The sequence below is a fragment of the Pseudomonas fluorescens genome, assembly GCF_000968015.1.
Taxonomy (GTDB): domain Bacteria; phylum Pseudomonadota; class Gammaproteobacteria; order Pseudomonadales; family Pseudomonadaceae; genus Aquipseudomonas; species Aquipseudomonas fluorescens_W.
Genome location: NZ_LACH01000017.1, coordinates 83776 through 102964, shown reverse-complemented (window position 1 = coordinate 102964; position 19189 = coordinate 83776). Strand labels below are relative to the sequence as shown.

12 protein-coding genes and 1 pseudogene are annotated in these 19189 nt (G+C 54.2%); 5 read left to right on the top strand and 8 right to left on the bottom strand.

All coding sequences use genetic code 11. The annotated features are described in order from the left end of the window. Positions 1 to 8 precede the first annotated feature (8 nt). The 5 genes from VD17_RS10135 to VD17_RS10115 all read right to left on the bottom strand — a co-directional run bounded on the left by VD17_RS10135 (position 9) and on the right by VD17_RS10115 (position 7971). Entirely contained in the window at positions 9 to 2444 is a 2436-nt protein-coding gene (locus VD17_RS10135; RefSeq protein ID WP_046053719.1) for a glycosyl transferase, read from the bottom strand. A gap of 35 nt (positions 2445 to 2479) precedes the next feature. Then, positions 2480 to 4975, bottom strand: a complete 2496-nt coding sequence (locus VD17_RS10130) for a glycosyltransferase (RefSeq protein ID WP_259674548.1) — start codon at positions 4973 to 4975, stop codon at positions 2480 to 2482. Between the two features lie 68 nt (positions 4976 to 5043). Beyond that, positions 5044 to 5880: a sulfotransferase family protein gene (locus VD17_RS10125; protein ID WP_046053717.1), complete on the bottom strand. Its 837-nt coding sequence runs from the start codon at positions 5878 to 5880 to the stop codon at positions 5044 to 5046. Beyond that, positions 5871 to 7163, bottom strand: coding sequence for an ABC transporter ATP-binding protein (locus VD17_RS10120; protein ID WP_046053716.1), 1293 nt, complete (start codon positions 7161 to 7163; stop codon positions 5871 to 5873). The genes VD17_RS10125 and VD17_RS10120 overlap by 10 nt, the downstream gene beginning before the upstream one ends. Then, on the bottom strand, positions 7153 to 7971 hold the full coding sequence (locus VD17_RS10115; protein WP_046053715.1) for an ABC transporter permease: 819 nt from the start codon (positions 7969 to 7971) through the stop codon (positions 7153 to 7155). Before VD17_RS10115 ends, VD17_RS10120 begins: the two co-directional genes overlap by 11 nt. A gap of 517 nt (positions 7972 to 8488) precedes the next feature. On the opposite strand from VD17_RS10115, the pseudogene VD17_RS32580 reads away from it, so the two are divergent. The 4 genes and pseudogenes from VD17_RS32580 to VD17_RS10100 form a co-directional block, all read left to right on the top strand. Beyond that, a pseudogene (locus VD17_RS32580) lies at positions 8489 to 9742 on the top strand (ABC transporter ATP-binding protein); the annotation flags it as partial. Positions 9743 to 9790: 48 nt separating this feature from the next. Then, positions 9791 to 11215: a polysaccharide pyruvyl transferase family protein gene (locus VD17_RS32575; protein WP_259674553.1), complete on the top strand. Its 1425-nt coding sequence runs from the start codon at positions 9791 to 9793 to the stop codon at positions 11213 to 11215. Then, positions 11215 to 11901 carry a 2OG-Fe(II) oxygenase gene (locus VD17_RS10105; RefSeq protein ID WP_046053713.1) on the top strand — a complete coding sequence of 229 codons (687 nt, stop codon included), beginning with the start codon at positions 11215 to 11217 and terminating at the stop codon, positions 11899 to 11901. The genes VD17_RS32575 and VD17_RS10105 overlap by 1 nt, the downstream gene beginning before the upstream one ends. Further along, positions 11894 to 14059 carry a glycosyltransferase gene (locus VD17_RS10100; protein WP_080931992.1) on the top strand — a complete coding sequence of 722 codons (2166 nt, stop codon included), beginning with the start codon at positions 11894 to 11896 and terminating at the stop codon, positions 14057 to 14059. Before VD17_RS10105 ends, VD17_RS10100 begins: the two co-directional genes overlap by 8 nt. Before the next feature lie 71 nt (positions 14060 to 14130). On the opposite strand, the gene VD17_RS10095 is transcribed toward VD17_RS10100, so the two are convergent. From VD17_RS10095 to cadR, 3 genes are all read right to left on the bottom strand, one after another. Continuing rightward, entirely contained in the window at positions 14131 to 14967 is an 837-nt protein-coding gene (locus VD17_RS10095) for an NAD-dependent epimerase/dehydratase family protein (protein WP_259674546.1), read from the bottom strand. Between the two features lie 16 nt (positions 14968 to 14983). After that, positions 14984 to 15928 carry a glycosyltransferase family 2 protein gene (locus VD17_RS10090; protein WP_259674552.1) on the bottom strand — a complete coding sequence of 315 codons (945 nt, stop codon included), beginning with the start codon at positions 15926 to 15928 and terminating at the stop codon, positions 14984 to 14986. Between the two features lie 429 nt (positions 15929 to 16357). Further along, positions 16358 to 16807: a Cd(II)/Pb(II)-responsive transcriptional regulator gene (cadR, locus tag VD17_RS10085; protein ID WP_027926516.1), complete on the bottom strand. Its 450-nt coding sequence runs from the start codon at positions 16805 to 16807 to the stop codon at positions 16358 to 16360. An 85-nt stretch (positions 16808 to 16892) separates the two neighbouring features. On the opposite strand from cadR, the gene VD17_RS10080 reads away from it, so the two are divergent. Continuing rightward, positions 16893 to 19187 carry a heavy metal translocating P-type ATPase gene (locus tag VD17_RS10080; RefSeq protein ID WP_046053710.1) on the top strand — a complete coding sequence of 765 codons (2295 nt, stop codon included), beginning with the start codon at positions 16893 to 16895 and terminating at the stop codon, positions 19185 to 19187. The last annotated feature ends 2 nt before the right edge of the window (positions 19188 to 19189 follow it).

Here is a 19189-nt window from a genome sequence, read left to right as displayed (position 1 = left end):
ATCGCTGACTATTGTCTGAATGAAAGAGACTTGAACTCCAGAGGAGTATCAGTATGGCCGGACGCATAAATGATCGCGGATGAGGCATTCAGAGGTGCGATTACGTTCATCTCATGTGTCTCCCATTCCGTCGTGCAGTCAAACGTCTCGATGTTGGCGGAAATGAAGGCGCCTTGGGCATCCATCCAGTTGGTCTGGATTCTTCCGGGCGTAAGCACCGTTGCGCAGCGTGCAGATACGCTGTTTATGTAGGGCTGCCCCGGCGTCACCTCGACTAGCTGTGTCGCCGGTGTCTTTACGTTGACGGTCAGCGTTTTTCGAGACGCGTCATAGGTCGATGCCGAGGTCAGACTCCAGCCTTCCAGGTTGGATAGCTCAGGATTGAGCAAGCGTTCTTCGTAGTTTGCGTAATTTCGTTTGCGCAGGTCCAGATCACCGATTTTTACATACGAAGTGGACACATTGAGCAGTAACTCGAGTTGAGCCTTGGGGATGAGCTTGAGGTCGATAATCAGCCAGTCCACCTGACGACGGCGCAATAGCTGCGCAAGTTTTTGTTGCGAGGCCGCTGCGTCGAATTCAGCTTTCCATTTCACGTTGTACCACGAGGTGTAAAGGGCATCGCTGTTCAAACCCGCCATCAAGGGGGACGCAAAGACGGCCACGGGATGATGTTCGGTATTTAAAGCGTTGACGGTATCGACCATTTTTCTGATGGGCAAACGTTCTAATAGATAGGTATCTCGACCTGCCGCACTGAACAGCGGAGACGACTTTATTTGCCCATAGTAAGTTGCCGACTGAATGAATCGGGTATTAGTCAGGATCAACAGGACCCCGGCAATGATCCCGAGGGTCCGCGGGAAGACTTTGTTGTCGGAGAAGGGCAGAACCAGGACCACTGAAAACAGAGCGAAAGAGGGGAATATATAACGCAAATATGCCGTTGAGTGGAACGTCATGATCATCGCGCCTGCGCCGACCAAGAGAATGCACAAGGCTTTTTTGTTTCCGCTCAACACCAAGGCGACGGCAGCCGTGGGTAGCAGTAGCCATTGGAAACCTGCCGCGCCAACTTGTCCTTCAATGAACTGATTCGACTTGAATACCATTCGATAGAGGGTATCCCAAGTAACCCCTGTACCGAAGATTGCCGGTGGTTGGAAGTTTTGGCTAGGCCATAGCGGCGATTGGAAAGTGGCATTGAAAAATGGGAAGACGGGATTGCCCGTCAGGCACCAGGCAGAGACATAAGGCGTAACTCCCGCCAACATCAAGCAGGCGCTGCCCAAGAGGAGCGTCCTGACGATCCCTTGAATGGTCCAGGCTTTGTATTGCAACAGAAGCATAACCAGAAGGACCGGCAGAATACTCAGTGTCACTGCCTTGGCCGCCATGGCGAAGCCCAGCATGGCCCCTGCCAGGAGCAGGTGCGACAGACGCTCTTTGGCATCGGGTGTGAAACTCGAGACTTTCAAGATCGCGAGTGATCCGCCCATTATGAACGCGGTCCACGCCGACTCTACATGCAAGCTGCTGCTTTCAGCGAAGGCGAGGGGAGTCGACAGGAAGATAAGGGCTGCCCACCGAGAGCTTGTGGCATTTCCTCCAGCCCAAATCGTCATGTTCCGAATTTGCCACGCCAGCAGCAAAGTAAATGCGGAGTTGGTCAGGCGCGATGCTGTCTCGCCGGCCAGCATGTAGACAATGCTATAGATCCAGTCGGCCAGCATGGGCATGACAGCCCACACATAAGTGTTTGCGTCGAACTTCCACTGATGTAGCTGTGCCAGATGTGAAGGAACGAAGAGGTGCATGGCCAGCGCGTCGTGCCCTACCTCCGGCATGAAGGCTACCAAGACGTAAAGGCATGCGAAGCTACAAATCAGTACGTCAAGTACAGTCTGGGTTGTTGTTGCCAGGGGGCGGACGGCTCTAAATCGCGTCAAAAGGTCACGACATATCGACGTGGTGTGTTTGTGCCCCAATAGAAGAGGCAATAACAACAGCGTTGAATACAGCCAGGGGTAGTTGATTGGGAAGTACGCCGCCAAGCCTGTCAGCGTGCCAAACGTACCCGCTCCGATCAGGAAGTGGACGGTCCAGTCGGTGGATATTCTTTGTCCCAGCATCCATCTGCCGAATACGGTCGAAGACAGCGCGAACACAGCGACGACAATCATTGGCCAAGCCTGTCCGCAGGCAATGGACAGGCACGCAATCAAACCGAAGCCCAGAACTATCGGTGACTGGCGGGTGATGACAGTGAGGGCGGTCAGACCTGCCACCGACAGCAATATCGTCCGGATGGCACTGCTGATATTCGGATGCTCAAGCGTCGAAAAACCGTACAGGCTGATAGCCGTACTTACCAATAAAACGGACAGTATCACTGCGTATTTCAGGCTATCTCTGTGCAAAATATCGTCTCTGGTGTTCAGCACGTCAGTGTCGTGCAAAGGGGCGTATAACGGGCTGCTTATACGTCTCGGTACGTGTGCGGAACCCAAGGTCCCCACTTGCGCTCGTAAATCGCTTTGTTTGTTTCGAAAAGTGCTTGTTTTTTCTCTGCACCTAATTTGTTGAACGAGGCGGACAAGTGGTGGTGAACGAAGACATCTTCGGCACAGGCCGCACGCATGCCGCTGTGCTGCACGCGACGACAGTAATCGTCATCTTCGAAGAACCCCAGACCATACTCTTCGCACAGGCCACCTATTTGCTCATAGGTCGAGCGCGGGAACATGACGCAGAAAAAGGCCAGGGTATTGATTTCGAACCACTGGCCCATGCGGATGCGGGTCATTTCTGATGACTCGGCGTGCATGTCTTCTATCCTGCTATAGCGAGTGCTGACTTTTGCTTCATTGCCGATGTTGTTAGTGATCGGGCCGATGATCCCGATGTCCTTATTGTCCTGCAGGTGACGGATCAAGCCTTTGATCCAGCCAGCGGTGACCACCGTGTCATTGTTCAGGACAACCATATACTCGCCGCTGGCCGCTGCGAGCCCCACATTGTTGCCCGCTGCGAATCCCTTGTTGTCAGGGTTGAGGATGACGATCCGGTCTGGATGTCCATCTGACCAGGCGGTGAGGAATGCAGGGGTCTGGTCGCTGGAGTTGTTATCGACGACGATAATCTCAAGGTTCGCGTAGTGGCTCTGGGTCAACAGGCTGTCGAGGCAGGCCTTGGTCAGCTCCAGGTTGTTATAGGTCAACACCACGACGCTGACTTTAGGCTGGGGCAAGGTGTCGATAGCCTGACGCAAACTTGCGGCCCGATGCTTCCAGGTCTGGCCCTGTGCGAACGATTGACGCGCTTGCAGCGTGGAGTTGGCCTCTGGCAGTGTTTCCAGAATATCGTGTATTGCCGAGACGAAGTCAGTCGGGTTTTCAACTGCCCAGACCAGTTCCCCGAACTGGCTCAACTCTGGCAGTTTCACCGACACCACGGGTTTCCCCGCGCTCAAGTATTCGTAGACCTTTACCGGGTTGGTGGCCAGGGTCAGCGGAATGACTTTGAACGGAAGCAGGCAAACGTCGATTGCATGGAGATAGTGCGGCAGTGAGGCATACGGAACTTCGCCTTCCATGACCACATTCGGACAAGCCTTGAGGTATTTTTTCGCCTGCACCGTATCATTACCGATCAGCAGTATCAGATGCTGCGGGAAGGATTGGGCGACTTGCTTGATCAGGTCCAGATCGAACCATTCGGCAATGGCGCCGTAATAACCGATGATCTTTCTATTTTCAGGATCCCGGTAGACGTTGTCGGGACGCTTGCTGAAGAAGTCGTACTCACCGGCATTGCGGATCACTTCTACGTTGCGGTTTTCTCGCTTGCCGTGCTGTTCAATCCAGTCAGATGTGGCTACCAGCAGGTCCGCTCTGCGCATCAAGGCGATTTCAAGGTCGAGCAATTCCTGCGCAACGTTGCCAAAGCCTTCATGGTGATCCATGCAGTCATAGATCAGCGTGGAGTTTGGGATACGTCTTGCCAACGGGAACCAGTAGGCATGCTGGACAATGCAATCCACAGCACCGACGTTCGCCCATTGCAACAGCATGGCAACGCTCTGGCACAGCTGGCGTATCGCGGCCGCCGAGGGGGGAGCATGATAAATAGCCGGTGCACCGAGAACCTTGAGGCGGATCTGGAAGAGTCCGCTGGACTCATTCAGTGGTTCTACTTCGAAGCCGGGTGCCTCGTCGTCGATAAAGTGGTTCGAGATATAAAATGTCGTCTGTCCCGCTTTCGCCAGCTCTTTGGCCAGGTTTTGCGGGCGCTGAATGCGGAAGTGCCAGTCAATGACTCCGAACATCAAGACAGTGGGATGCTCAGTTGAAGACTGTACTTCAACATTTGTTTGAGGTGACGGGAGCTGCTGCAACGATGTAATGCTCGACGACGTCAGTGGTTCGCCTGATGTTGCCTTGCGTGGTTTTAACCAGCTTCGAATACGACGCGCCAGCCTGCTTTTTTGGTTTGCAGTGAGCGGTAGCCGTGCGTAAATCCCACGGGATAATTTAAATAGAAGTTTGCGTATCGAATAGCGCAGCGGTGCGCGTTCGATGGCGCTGCCCCAGTCAGAAAGCTTGAGTAGTTCCGCTTGTTTTGTGGCCAGTCGGGTGCGCAAATCCACCGCCCAATCGGAAATGGCGACAGCCTCGCTTTCTTTTGCCTGGAGTAATACCCCCGCATCTTTCAGACGCTCTTCAGTTGCCTGCAACTGCTCGCACAGCAGTTGGGCTTCGTGTTCTTGAAGTGAAAGGCGAGTCTGGAGCTCTCTTGAATCAGTGCGCAGTTGATCGATCAGACGATCTCGATTCTCGATTTCCTTGACGAGCTGCAAAGCTTCGACGGATCTGGATTCAGTTGAGCGAGTCAGTTGGTCGATGCAATCAACAAGACGATTGATCTGTTCCATGCGGTTTTCTGGTCCTTTGGTAAATGCGATCAACTCAGGCACGGTATCTACCGTTCACGAGTTGATCGTTCTAATACAAATCTTGAGCGGCGAGGTTTTGTCTCGCTCAGTTACTGCTGGCCATTCGGCGCGAGTTCATAGTCGAACTCCTGCAGCGCCTCACTGGCTCGTGCAACCCATGGGAAGCTGGCCGCGTCGCCGAGATCTTTCCAGGCGTAGCAACGGCTGCTCAGTGGCGGTTGGCCGAGATTTTTGTGATGGGGCAAATGCCGCAAATCCTTGCCGAGACTCTGCCAATCAAGCATTCGATCGTCGAACGTCACATCAAGGAAATCGCATAAGGGCTGGAGTATGGACTCAGGGCCCGCCACGAGGTCCTCATAACGGACGAAAAAGTAATTTTCCGGTTTTTGAGTGGCGAACCGTCGGAGGTTGAGGTTGGTGTTGTTCCAGATACCAGGGAATGTCTTCTCAATGTTCTGAGGTGCCCAAGCGGTACTTTGCAGGGACAATACGACGTCACGTACATCCCGCACGATATGGATCACTTTGATGTTCGAGTTGAATACCTGGGTATTGCGCAGGATCCCGAATGAGCCCAAATCATTGGGGGATTTATCCCCGGCGATGGAGGCTCCTGTTTTCTCGGCGACCAGTGCATACAGGCTTTCGAGTATGGCAGGCACGTTGTAATCAGCGCTGTAGACGCAATTCTCGACTTCACTCGGGGCAAGGTAGCAGCCGATGCTGGCGGCAAAGTCCTTGGTCGAAACAATCATTTGCGCAACGAGTCGTCGACCGATTTGTTCGTCGCGTATGCGATCGATCAAAAACGCGAGCGGAACGATAAAGTCGGTTTCGTGAGGAATGACGATTGCCGGATTCTGGTTCAGCGATTCTTTGAGGAACGTCGTGCCCGAACGTGGGCTGCCAAAAATTATGAACATTGCGGCGCTCGCTGAAGGCTGAACTCGGTATCGAAACAGGTCATGGTGCTGATTTTCTTGTGGCAACTTACGCTGAAGACGAGCGCATTGATAATTCGGTCGGCTACTCTCAGTTGCAGCTCACCGTCCTGTTCATAGGAGGTGCCGACACTGATCGAGTAGTGCCCTGGATGTAGCAGAGGGATGTGGATTCTCGCTTCGACCGTAATGCGCTCGCCGAAGGCCGTGAATCGCTCCGCGGTCATGCCTTCCAGGCGTGTGTTGGTCGCTGCGATTTCCTCGCCTCTGAAATTCCTGACGATGTAACCGAATACCAGCGAGTGGTCACGGGGCAAGCTGACGTTGGTCACGGTGAATCTGAGGATGACATCAGAACCACCTTGTACCTCGTCGGTTGGGTTTCTGTCTTTATCGTACAGACGTGCACCAATTATCTGGCAGCGCTGATCGCCCAAGCGCCTGTCGATATTTGCAATATGTTCTTCGTCGTTACCCACCTGCACGGGGAGCAATGGCTCAAGGTTCTTTGTTTCACTGACGACAGGCATTTGAAAGAGCCACGCCAGATAGTCATCAACGACGCCGTTGGCTGCGCCGATACTTTGCACTTTGCCTTGATGCAGCCATATCGCGCGATCGCAGAAGCGTTTGACCAGCATGCTGTCGTGGGTCACGAGCAGGATGGAAGTACCTCGCTCCTGGAGCTGATGCAGGCGGTCCATGCAGCGATGGACAAAATGGGCATCACCGACCGCGAGCGCTTCGTCGACAATCAGGATTTCAGGATCGATGTTGGCCTGGATTGCAAACGCCAGACGGACGTACATTCCGCTGGAATAACTTTTGACCGGTTGTTCAATGTATTCGCCAATTTCGGCGAAGGCTTCGATGGCGGCATAGCGCTCGTCGATCTCAGCAGTGCTGAGGCCCAGCATCGCACCGTTGAGATAGATGTTTTCGCGCCCCGTGAACTCCGGATTGAATCCAGACCCAAGCTCCAACAATGCAGCGATACGGCCGTGGGTGGTGACCTGGCCGCTGCTTGGGTTCAGCGTGCCACAGATCATCTGCAGCAACGTTGATTTGCCGCTGCCATTGCGGCCGATGATGCCGACCGTTTCCCCTTTTTTTATCTCGAAGCTCACGTCGTTCAGTACGGGGAAAACCTTGAAGTATTGCTTGCGTTGCCTTGAAAACATCTGCAGCAGGCGGTGCATGGGTTTTTCATAGACGTGATAGCGTTTGCTGAGCTGCTCAACACGGATAACAATTTCAGATGACATCGGCAAAGCCTTTGCGTGTTTTCTGGAACCAGGCAAAACCGGACCAGGCAATTAGCAGGGACATTGCCGAATAAGCGGCCAGGTTGCCCCATTGCGGTGTCTTGCCCCAGAAAAGTACATCGCGAGCCATTTCTACAGGAAGGGTTAGGGGGTTTGCCTGCAAAGCGGTTTGATAGCTTTCCGGAAGCGTCGAAAGTGGATAAAAAATCGGTGAAAGAAACAACATCGCTGTGATGATAATGCCGATGAACTGACCAATATCGCGCAGGTAGACGCTAATCGAAGCGAGAAACCAGGAGATGCCCAGCGTTAGCAATAACAAGGGGAAAAGCACTAGCGGCAGCAGAAAAATGGTGACAGGTGGGATACCGAACAGTGCGATATAGAAGACCAGCCAGGCCAGGAGACTCACAATCGTGTGGAACAGGGCTGCACCGAGCGACACAAAGGGCAGTATTTCCAGTGGGAACACAATTTTCTTGACGTAGTTGGTATTCGCCAATACCAGTCCTGGCGCACGATTCACGCACTCGGAAAACAGGTTGAATACCAGCAGGCCAGCGAACAGCACCAGTGCGAATTCGCTCTTGGAATCACCGCCGCCAGCCCAGTGGGCTTTAAATACAACACTGAATACGAACGTGTAGACCACCAGCATGAAAACGGGCGTGAAGAACGACCAGAAAATGCCGAGCATCGAGCCTTTATAGCGACCGACTACTTCTCTGCGGATCAAGACATGGATTAAGTTTCGATTGATCAGAACACTCTTGATCATGGCCGCGGGGGAAGTGCTGAACGGCTGCATCAGTGGCTTAATCCTTAAAAAGGATGTCGATCACGTGCTCCCTGAGTGTCCTCATGGAGTAGTAGGCCAAATATAAATCTATGCAGTGGCGCATTCGACGTGAAGCGGTGAGCTAATACCATTCAACAGTTGAACTGTCGAGCCACTCAAAACGAATCAGCCCCGGTGCACCTGTTTGGTCGTAGCACTGCATGCTGATCTATTGTGCTATGAGACTGGTCTAGGCCAGCAGATGCTGTCGACTTCTAAAACAGGGCATTACATTACGCGTACTGAAGTTTCCCTACAATCAAAACCCGTTCAGTAAAGCCTTTTTTGCGGGGGGCTAGTTCATCCTGCCGGATCATCAGTCGTTTCCTGAGGATGGGATCGGTCTTCAGGTGGCAAAGTGAAGAGGAGGCTGGGCGAAGTCGTGTTTTCATCCTAATCTGTGCTCAACTAGCTCGCAGCGCCCTGCTCAGCACTATTTTTAAAGCACTCCAGAATATCGGTAGTGACTCACGGAAGGTTTTTGCGGATGTCGTTTGAAATGGCCATCAGCGCCGAGAACCTGGGCAAGTGCTATCAAATCTATGATGCACCCAAGGACCGCCTGCTGCAGATGTTGATGCGCGGCAGGAAGCGTTTTTATCGCGAATTCTGGGCCCTTGACGATGTTTCCCTGACGGTCGGAAAGGGTGAGACAGTCGGTATCATCGGTCGTAATGGCAGTGGCAAATCTACGTTGTTGCAACTGATTTGCGGGACGTTGATGCCAACCCGCGGCAGTGTCCGGGGGCATGGCCGGATTGCTGCGTTGCTTGAGTTGGGGGCTGGTTTCAATCCGGAGTTCACCGGCAGGGATAACGTCTACATGAATGCGGCGGTGCTGGGCTTGAGTCGCTCGGAAATCGACGCTCGCTTTGATGAAATCATCGCCTTCGCCAATATCGGCGACTTCATCGATCAGCCCACTAAAATCTACTCCAGCGGGATGCTGGTACGGTTAGCCTTCGCTGTTTCGGTCTGTGTAGAGCCCGATATCCTGATCGTCGATGAGGCCCTCTCTGTCGGCGACGCATCCTTCCAGTTCAAATGCCTGAATCGACTGGAAAATTTGACCGCGAAAGGCACGACGCTGTTGTTCGTTTCACATGACATGAGCATGGTCAAACGTTTTTGCCATCGGGTCATTTATCTGCGCGAAGGCAAGGTAGTCGCCAGCGGCGCGCCCGATGAAATGGCGGAGTTGTACTTGCTCGACATGCGCGACGAGCAGCGCCGATGGGCCAGTGGCGGTGTCGTACCGGTTACGCGCAAATCATTCATGGGTGGTCAGGACGGCATTGCTTTCGGTACCGAAGAGGGGTACATCAGTTCTGCCTGTTTCAGCAACACTCAGGAGCTTTTCTCAAGTTACATGTATGGCGACGACATCGAAATTCGCATTGAGGCGTTGCTTCATGAGTCGATCAGTCAACCCAACATCAGCTTCACCATTCAGGAGGCAAGGCTACTGGTGATTGGTGGAGCGAATTTCGCACTGCAGGCTGGCCCCGCCGAAAATGGCTGGCGACGTACTGCGATCACCGTACGCTTCCCGGCCAACCTCGCTGCGGGTCGCTACCACGTCACCCTCAAGCTCCTGCACGGACTGACTGAAGACACCTCACAATTGATTGAAAAGCAGGTAGCGCCATTGGCGTTCGACATGTTGCCGAACTCAAAAAACTTTTTGGGCATGGTTGATCTGGGCCTGCAGAGTGTCAGCCCTCGGCCGGATGAGTACCTGTTCAAGACCTGCGGGATACCCGATGGCGGACTCAAGGAGGCTGAAATTTTGACAGAGCACATAAATGAGTCCCCATGGCAGGTCGCTATATTCGGTACCTTTGACGTAGAAAACTACGGCGATCTGTTGTTTCCGATCATTGCCGAGGCTGAGCTTACTCAGCGTTTGGGCTCAATTAACCTGCATCGGTTTTCCTACAACGCGAAAACCCAATCTGAATGGCCGTATACGGTGACGTCACTGACGGAACTGCCTCGTATTGCGGGTAGTCTGGATGGCATTCTAATCGGCGGTGGTTTTCTGATCCGATTTGATAAAGTCGTTGCCCATGGCTATGGTCCGACAACCCCCGATATCCATCACCCTACGGGTTACTGGCTTACACCTGCGCTAATCGCGTTACAGCATGGGGTCCCGGTAATGTGGAATGCCCCCGGGATGCATTGCAACAGTATTCCCGTCTGGGCCAAGCCGTTGTTGACGATGGCCCTCGAGCAAAGCCAGTACGTGCGTGTACGCGACACATTGTCACGTGATGCCCTTGGCGCGCTCACTAGCCAGGCCGGGATTGAAGTACTGCCTGATACCGCATTTGGCTTGCCTCGTCTGATCGATGAGCAACGCCCCTCCAGTGAGTTCACCCGCCTGCGCGAGCACGCAGCGTTGACCGGGCCGTATATCGTGATTCACGCCATTCACGTGGTTGAATCTTTTGTACAGCTGTTTGAAGACCACGCCGAGGCGTTCCAGCACTATCAGTTTCTGGTTATTCCGATTGGCCCCGTTCTAGGTGATGATCCATCGATCATTGCCAAGCGCCTGCCCCGCGCCATCACCTTGTCGTTTTGGCCACAGCCTTTGCTGATGGCTGAAATTATCAGCCAGGCGCAAGCCGTGATCGGACATAGCTACCATTTGGCAATAACCGCGCTGGCATTTGGGGTCCCAGTGTTTTGCTCGGCGGATCTGACGGCTGGCAAATACACTGCGCTGGCTGAATTCGACTCACTCCATGCATTGCCGGATGCCGCGACCGTCGACCCTCAATGGTTTATCGCACGCGTGGGGAAAACCAGTCCCTCGCTCGCAGCTCGCGCAGCGGCAGATAAGTTGGTTGAGCACTGGGATCGGGTCGCTGAGATCATTCGCAAAGGCAAAACCTCGTCCCAGCCAGTGTTGGGCGCATTTTTGCAAAATCTGCCAAATTTGCTCGAAGCAGCAGTCGAGGGCTGTGATGTATTGCAAGCTGAGTGTCCGGTAAAATCCATCGTGCCTGAGATCATCAATCCAGCGCAAAACCTGCCAATACTGGAGCTTGCTCAGCAACAGCAGATTTCTCAGCTCAGTCAGCAACTAGCGCTAAGTGATGCCAGGGTTCTTGAATTGCAAAATTCCAGCTCATTCCGAATGACTGCACCACTGCGCTCCATCGCCCGTGGCATCAGAAACCTGACAACGAACAAGGATAGATAATGTTAGATCTCTCGCGCCTTGAGCCAGCCGCTCTAAACGCTCACCCGTTCTCATGGGCTGAAATCGGCAATCTGTATTCGGCCCAGGATGCCGCAGCGTTGGCAGAGTCCTTTCCCCATGATCACTTCAAGACGGTGAGTGGTTATGGTGGCGAGAAAAATTATGACTATGAGGCTCGTGCCCTGGTGAGCATGGGGACTAATACAATTGTTTTTCCCGAAGATCTGAGCGAGGCATGGCTGAGTCTGGCGCGGGATCTTGGTTCGGCTGACTATCGGGATGCCATGTCGCAACTGACCGGGATCGATCTGCACAATGCGCCGATGGAGGTCAACGTGTTTCATTACGGTCCTGGTGGCAGCCTCGGAGCCCATCCGGATCTGCCAGATAAACTGGTTACCCATATCCTGTATTTCAATGAGTCATGGCACCGCAACGACGGCGGTTGCCTGAATATTTTACGTAGCAATGATCCCGCCTCTGTTGTTGCCGAGATCGAACCCCTGGTTGGCAATTCGGCGATTTTGGTGCGCTCGGATAACTCCTGGCATGCCGTCACGCAGGTGGTGGGCGGCTGCAATTCTTCACGCCGCAGCCTGACTGCAACGTTCTATCGTCCTGGCTCTGTCAGCTCCATGTGGCCGCAGGGCGACACCACTCCGTTGCATGGGTACCCACGTGCTTAAGCTCGATAGCATCTTGATCGACCGCGACGCAGCTTTGGCTCAAAGAGATGCAGCCATCAATGAGCGCGATACCGCGCTGGCAAAAATAGACTTTCTGCAAAATACCCGCTCGTGGCGTTTCACCCGACCACTGCGTTCTCTTGTCCGGTTGATGCGTTATGGTTTTTCAACAAGGCAAGCGTCTCCCCAGACAGTGGACGCAATCGTGTATCCCGCAGCACCAGCGCCGTTCCTGATGCCTGAGGTGGATCCGGATTTCGTAACCGCAGGGCGCCTGGATATTCTTTGTTTCGCCAATATCGATTGGGCCGCACGATTCCAGCGACCGCAGCAGTTGATGAGTCAGTTTGCGCGCAATGGTTATCGGGTGTTTTATGTCATCCCATCCAGTGTGCCTGAACAAGGACAGCTCTATAGGATGACGTCCGTAGCACCCAATATATTTGAGGTGGCACTGCAGCACGACGCGCAAGAGGAGTATTACGAAAAAATAGTGACGCCTGAGAATAACCAGATTTACCTGCGAGCCGTTGCTGCGCTGGTAGCAGATATGCAGATAAAAACTGCCCTCTCGGTGGTCCATATTGCTTATTGGAGCCCCTTGGCGCTCAGGCTGCGATCCGTGCATGGCTGGCGAATTCAGTATGACTGCATGGATGACTGGGACGGTTTTCCGAACATCGGCGAACAACTACTGAGTGAGGAAAAGATCCTGGTTGCCCAGGCTGATCTGGTGACCGTTTCTGCCGCCATGCTTTACCAGAAATGGCGCGCTTGTAACGCACGATGCGTGCTGGTCAAAAACGCAGTGGATTTCACTTTTTTCCAACAACACTGTTTTGCAAATGACGTGCTGAGCGAACTTACCGGGCCTGTGATTGGCTACTATGGTGCCTTGGCGCAATGGCTGGATTATCCATTGTTGGCAGCGTTAGCGGACAGGCGACCAGATTGGAACTTCATTCTGGTGGGGGATATTTTCGTCGATGATCTGGCGGGCCTTGAGCACAAGCCCAATGTGCAGTTGCTGGGCAGGAAGCCTTACTTGCAAATGCCACTTTATCTGGACCATTTCGATGCCTGCCTGATCCCCTTCAAGCTCTACAACGTGACGCACGCGGTCGATCCGGTTAAGTTCTATGAGTACATCAGTGCAGGCAAGCCGGTGATATCCACTCCGCTCAAAGAAATGAGCGTCTATAAAGACCTGCTGTACTTCGCAACCGGGGTCGATGAGTTCATCGAGCAGATTGAGTGCGCTTTGGCTGAGCGCGATCTTGTTATGTACAAAAGGCGCGTAGAGCTCGCCCGCGCTAATGACTGGAAGGATCGATTCAACAGTACGCAACTTGCCATCGTCGGGCTGTACGAAAAAGTCTCCATCGTGCTTATCACGTACAACAATCTCAATCTGACGGTTCAATGTGTAAATAGTATTCTGCGCAACACAACGTGGCCCAACTACCAGCTCATTGTTGTCGACAATGGGTCTGACGATGGTACTTGTGATTATCTTGAGCGCCTGCGTCAAGAAGTGTCGTCGGTGAAGATCATACTCAACCCGGAAAACCGGGGCTTTGCTGCTGCCAACAATCAAGGTTTGCGAGAAGCTGACGGTGACATTCTGCTGCTGCTCAATAATGACACTGTGGTTCCTAAAGGATGGCTGGACCCGTTAGTCAGTCATTTAAGGAACCCGAGAATTGGCTTGGTAGGACCGGTCACAAACGCTGTAGGAAACGAAGCGAAAATCGAAGTTCCCTACACCGACATTCAACAGATGCACGATTTTGCAGATGGCTACACCGAAGCTCACAAGGGACGGCTGTTCGATATTTCGATGCTTGCCATGTTTTGTGTTGCTCTTCGCAGGGACGTCCTGGAAGAGGTTGGTTTTCTGGATGAGGCATTCGGTATTGGTATGTTCGAGGATGACGATTACAGTCGTCGCGTGCAGGCTAGTGGCTATCGAACTGTCTGTGCCGAGGATGCGTTTATCCATCATTATGGGCAGGCATCGTTCAGGAAGCTGATAGCCAGTGGTGAGTATCAGGCACTCTGGGACAAAAACCAGGCGTACTTCGAAAGCAAATGGGGCCCTTGGCAAGCCCACGTTCATCGCGACGAGCTTTTTCCCGAAAAGACCGGGAAGGGGTAAGCCGTAGGTTGATCAGGTGTTACCGAGTCTGAGTCAGGCAGTGACGGGAAGGTCCGTTGCTGAATGTAATTTCAATGCCCCGGCAAGTCTTCGAGCGTCAAATGAAATGGTCTGGGAGAAAAGCCAAGCCGATCACTGGCGTCCGAATGGTCAAATACCAAATTTTGGTTCATGCGCTCCACTAGCGCGCTTGAAAGATGCCGGTAGCGTGGCAGGCACCGCATAACTGAAACAATCATGCTCAATGTTTTGGCGGAGAGGGCCAGCGTTCGCTCTGGGCGTCCCTGAGCCTGAAATATTCTTTTCACCATTGTGTGATAAGGCAAGGTTTCTCCCCCTGAAAGGTTGTAACCACCACTTTGCAGGCCTGGAGTTTCCATGGCTGACAGACATGCTTGAACGACGTCATCACCATGTACCGGCTGGCGTAATCCAGTACTGCCCCCGATTAGCGGGAAGAATCCGAAGCGTTGAATGAAGCGTGCCACTTCAGTAATGTTTTTGTCGCGCCCAAATCCGTAGATCATTGTCGGTCGCAGAATCACCCATTCGATTTGTCGTTCGGTCGCCCACTTCTCGAGCTGTTCTTCTGCATTTATCAAGCGCTGCGCCAAGACCCTTTCCAGGGAATCAGGCGATGCTTCTTTGGTAAAGCGGCTCGTGGAGGACAAGGCGATAACTCGCTTGACGTTTGTATTGGCGAGGCGTTCCAAGTAGTCAGGTAAAACCCAGATAGGTGCAAATGACAGGAAGATGTCCAGCGTCAGCCCGTGCCAGTTGTCAGCATTTCGCCAAGTAACGCCGGGACAGGCAGCCTTGGGTAGCCTTTGAGTAAAGGCGGTCGTCTGATTGCCAGCTTGTGCAAGCAATGGCAGTGCGCGCTCACCCAGGAAGCTGGAGCCTCCCAATATTCCTATCCGCAATTCAGGTCTCTTTCCGTAGATTCAATACATTTGAAAGCTGGATAACGGCGTGGCGAATGGTCATCAGGCTGAAACGAAACCAGACCCCGACAACCACGCTGATCCACAAGAGGACAGAGTATTTGCGGCGGAAAAATTTGCTGTAAAAGCGCAGGATCCCACGGTGTTTGTGCCATTCGACGAAATAGGGGCGATTACGACTGCATCCACCGAATATATGCGTTACCTGAGCATCCGGCACGAATAGAACGCTCCAGGCCGCCTGGCGGAAGCGCATGCACCAATCCAGGTCCTCGCAGTGAAGAAAATAGTTTTCATCCCACAGTCCGACACTTTCGATAGCTTCACGCTTGACCAGCATGCAAGCCCCGGAAATGGCTTCAACGACAATGGGGGTTTTAGGTAGAGGCTCTTTATGCAGTAAAAAGTCGGAAAACACAGATGGGAAAAACTTTGCGAGCCGCGAAAGCCCGAAAGCCCGCATGAAAGCGCGTCTGGGTGTCGGAAATACTCGGCGCCCGCCGGCTTGTTCACTGCCGTCTGGATTGCACAGAAATCCTCCGACCATACCAATCTCTGGCGAGCTGTGCAGAGCCACTAGCAAAAGGTCTATGGCATTTACGGCAAGTACGCTGTCCGGATTCAAAAACAATACATTGGGGGCCGCTGACAGGAGGGCGCCTTGGTTGCACGCCACGGCGAAGCCGAGGTTGGTTGCATTGCGTACGATTTGAAGCGAGTCGCCGGGAGTATGAGTTCGCTCCAGCGTCATCAAACTATCATCGTGGGAGTTGTTATCCACCACAATTACCCTGGAAGCACCGGCGGCAAATACCGACCCTACACAAGTAACCAAAAATTCACCTGCGTTGTAATTGACGATGATCACATCACACTCGCCATGTAGAGGCGACTTGACCAGTTTATCAATAGCGGGCAATTCCACTGCTTTCAACGTCATCACTCCATTGGTCAAACTTTTATAGATATCGGGCTGCGAGTATTTTCAGGTAAAGGGTGGACTAACTGGAGGCCAACAAGTCTGGATCTGTAAGATCTGCAAAAGGGTGCCATCATAGCAATATCAGTGCGGTGCTTGTTGTGACTGGCTATTAAAATCGGTAGCCGTTATGACGTGCGAGCAAAATAGCAGGGGTAGAAAATCGGTGGCTGGAGCAGATCGAGCCGAGCGATTTCTCGCTCGAAGGCTACGAGCACCACGCCCCAATGACCGCGCCGATGGCAGTATAAAACACCACGCAATACCCCTGTAGGAGTGAGCCTGCTCGCGATGACGTCGGCACATCCGATATCGATGTGACTGAACAACCGCTATCGCGAGCAGGCTCGCTCCCACATTTGTTTTGCGGTGTTTTTAGTGGCCGTGACTGCGGCCAACATGGGAATGCTCCACCTCCGTCGCCACAACCCCGCCGCTCACTTCAAGCCGCTGCAAAATCCCGCACTGATCAATCTCCGGCCCTTCGCCACAACGTTGGCGCAGGTCGAGCAGTTGCGTCTGCAACGCCAGCAACCCATCGATCCGCGCCTTCACGTGATGAATATGTTCGTCGATCAACGCATTCACGCTTTCGCACTGATCCTGCGGACTGTCGCGCAGGGCCAGCAGGCTGCGGATTTCTTCCAGTGTCATGTCGAGCGTGCGGCAATTGCGGATGAAAGTCAGGCGCTCGGCGTGGGCCTGGGTGTAGACGCGGTAGTTGCCGTCGCTGCGGGCCGGTTCCGGCAGCAGGTTTTCGCGCTCGTAGTAGCGGATGGTTTCCACGGCGCAGTCGGTGAGTTTGGCCAGTTCTCCAATCTTCATGACGGCAATCTCCAAATGGGTGCTTGACCCTATAGTGGCTACAGGGTCTTTACTTGGCAACAGGCACCTTTCCGGACGCGACCCAATGAGCGATTCCCTTCACACGCACAAACCCGAGGCTGATCACGATCACGATCACGATCACGATCACAGCCACAAGCTGCAGCCTGTGCCCCAGCATGACAAAGAAAGCCATGAGCATGGCAGCCACAGGGATTCCTGCTGTTCTTCCAAAGTGGCGGCACCGTCGCTGATCAAACTCAGCGAAACGCCGACCGCTGGCGCGCGACTGAGCAGTTTCCGCATCGACGCCATGGATTGCCCGACCGAGCAGACGCTGATCGAGAACAAACTCGGCAAACTCGTGGGTGTGCAGCAACTGGAATTCAACCTGATCAACCGCGTGTTGGGCGTCACCCATGACTTGCCGAGCACCGCGCCGATCATCGACGCGATCAAGTCCCTCGGCATGCAGGCCGAACCGCTGGAGCAGGGCGTTGAGCCGCCAGCGCCGACCTCCGAGAAAAAGCCCTGGTGGCCCTTGGCGCTGTCGGGTATTGGTGCACTGACTGCCGAAGTCATCCACTTCACCAGCGCTGCGCCGAACTGGGTTGTGGCGATCATCGCGCTGATCTCGATCCTCAGCGGCGGCCTCGGCACCTATAAAAAGGGCTGGATCGCACTTAAAAACCTCAACCTGAACATTAACGCGCTGATGAGTATCGCGGTGACTGGCGCGATCCTGATCGGTCAGTGGCCGGAAGCTGCGATGGTGATGTTCCTGTTCACCGTGGCCGAGTTGATCGAAGCCAAGTCTCTGGACCGGGCGCGCAACGCTATCGGTGGTCTGATGCAGATGACCCCGGAACAGGCCACGGTGCAGCAGGCCGACGGCAGTTGGGTCTTGCAGCCTGTCAAAGCGATTGAGCTGGGCGCGCGGGTGCGGGTGCGTCCCGGCGAGCGAATCGGTCTGGACGGTGAAGTGGTGTCGGGCAGTTCTACCATTGATCAGGCGCCGATCACCGGTGAAAGCCTTCCGGTGGAGAAGACCGTCGGCGATAAAGTCTTCGCCGGCACCATCAATCAGGCCGGTTCCCTGGAGTACTCGGTAACCGCAGCGGCCAGCAACTCGACCCTGGCGCGAATCATCCACGCCGTGGAACAGGCCCAAGGCGCGCGGGCGCCGACCCAGCGTTTCGTCGACAGTTTCTCGAAAATCTACACCCCTGCGGTGTTCATCCTGGCGCTCGCTGTCGCTGTGATTCCGCCACTGTTCATGGGCGCCGTATGGTTCGACTGGATCTACCGGGCACTGGTGTTGCTGGTGGTTGCGTGCCCATGTGCGCTGGTGATTTCTACGCCAGTGACCATCGTCAGCGGCCTCGCGGCGGCGGCGCGCAAAGGCATTCTGGTGAAGGGCGGCGTTTATCTGGAGGGCGGTTACAAACTCGATTACCTGGCGCTGGACAAGACCGGCACGATCACGCACGGCAAACCGGTGCAGACCGATTACCTGTCGCTTGATCCAACCGCTGACGCATCAGCCCCGGCGATTGCGGCGGCGTTGGCCGGTCGTTCGGATCACCCGGTGTCCTTGGCCATCGCCAACGCGGCTGTGGATAAACAACTCGCACCGCTGATTGTGGATAACTTCGAGGCGCTGGCCGGTCGCGGTGTACGCGGAGAAATCAATGGTCAGGTTTACCACTTGGGTAATCACCGCTTAGTGGAAGACCTGAACCTGTGCTCGCCTGCACTGGAGGAAAAGCTGTTCGCGCTGGAGAAACAGGGCAAGTCCGTGGTGCTGCTGCTCGACAAATCCGGCCCATTGGCGCTGTTCGCCGTGGCCGATACGGTGAAAGAGTCCAGCCGCGAGGCGATCCAGCAACTGCACGACCTGGGCATCAAAACCCTGATACTCACCGGCGACAACGTCCACACCGCTCAGGCGATTGCCGCGCAAGTCGGCATCGACGAGGCCAAGGGCGATCTGCTGCCGACCGACAAGCTGCAAGCCATCGAAGCCCTTTATGCACAGGGCCATAACGTCGGCATGGTCGGCGACGGCATCAACGACGCTCCGGCGCTGGCGCGAGCCGAGATCGGTTTTGCCATGGCGGCGGCGGGCACCGATACCGCCATCGAGACTGCCGATGTCGCCCTGATGGACGACGATCTGCGCAAGATCCCGACCTTCATCCGGCTGTCACGGCAAACCTCAAGCATCCTCAAACAGAACATTGCCCTGGCATTGGTCATCAAAGCGATCTTTCTTGGGGTAACCTTCGCCGGGATCGCCACCATGTGGATGGCGGTGTTCGCCGACATGGGCGTGAGCCTGTTGGTGGTGTTCAACGGTTTGCGTCTGTTGCGCAAATAAGC

Excerpts from the sequence above, each read along its gene's own strand:
- VD17_RS10105 (WP_046053713.1), top strand. The coding sequence starts at position 11,215 with ATGTTAGATCTCTCGCGCCTTGAGCCAGCCGCTCTAAACGCTCACCCG.
- cadR (WP_027926516.1), bottom strand. The coding sequence starts at position 16,807 with ATGAAGATTGGAGAACTGGCCAAACTCACCGACTGCGCCGTGGAAACC.
- VD17_RS10080 (WP_046053710.1), top strand. The coding sequence starts at position 16,893 with ATGAGCGATTCCCTTCACACGCACAAACCCGAGGCTGATCACGATCAC.
- VD17_RS10115 (WP_046053715.1), bottom strand. The coding sequence starts at position 7,971 with ATGCAGCCGTTCAGCACTTCCCCCGCGGCCATGATCAAGAGTGTTCTG.
- VD17_RS10120 (WP_046053716.1), bottom strand. The coding sequence starts at position 7,163 with ATGTCATCTGAAATTGTTATCCGTGTTGAGCAGCTCAGCAAACGCTAT.
- VD17_RS10125 (WP_046053717.1), bottom strand. The coding sequence starts at position 5,880 with ATGTTCATAATTTTTGGCAGCCCACGTTCGGGCACGACGTTCCTCAAA.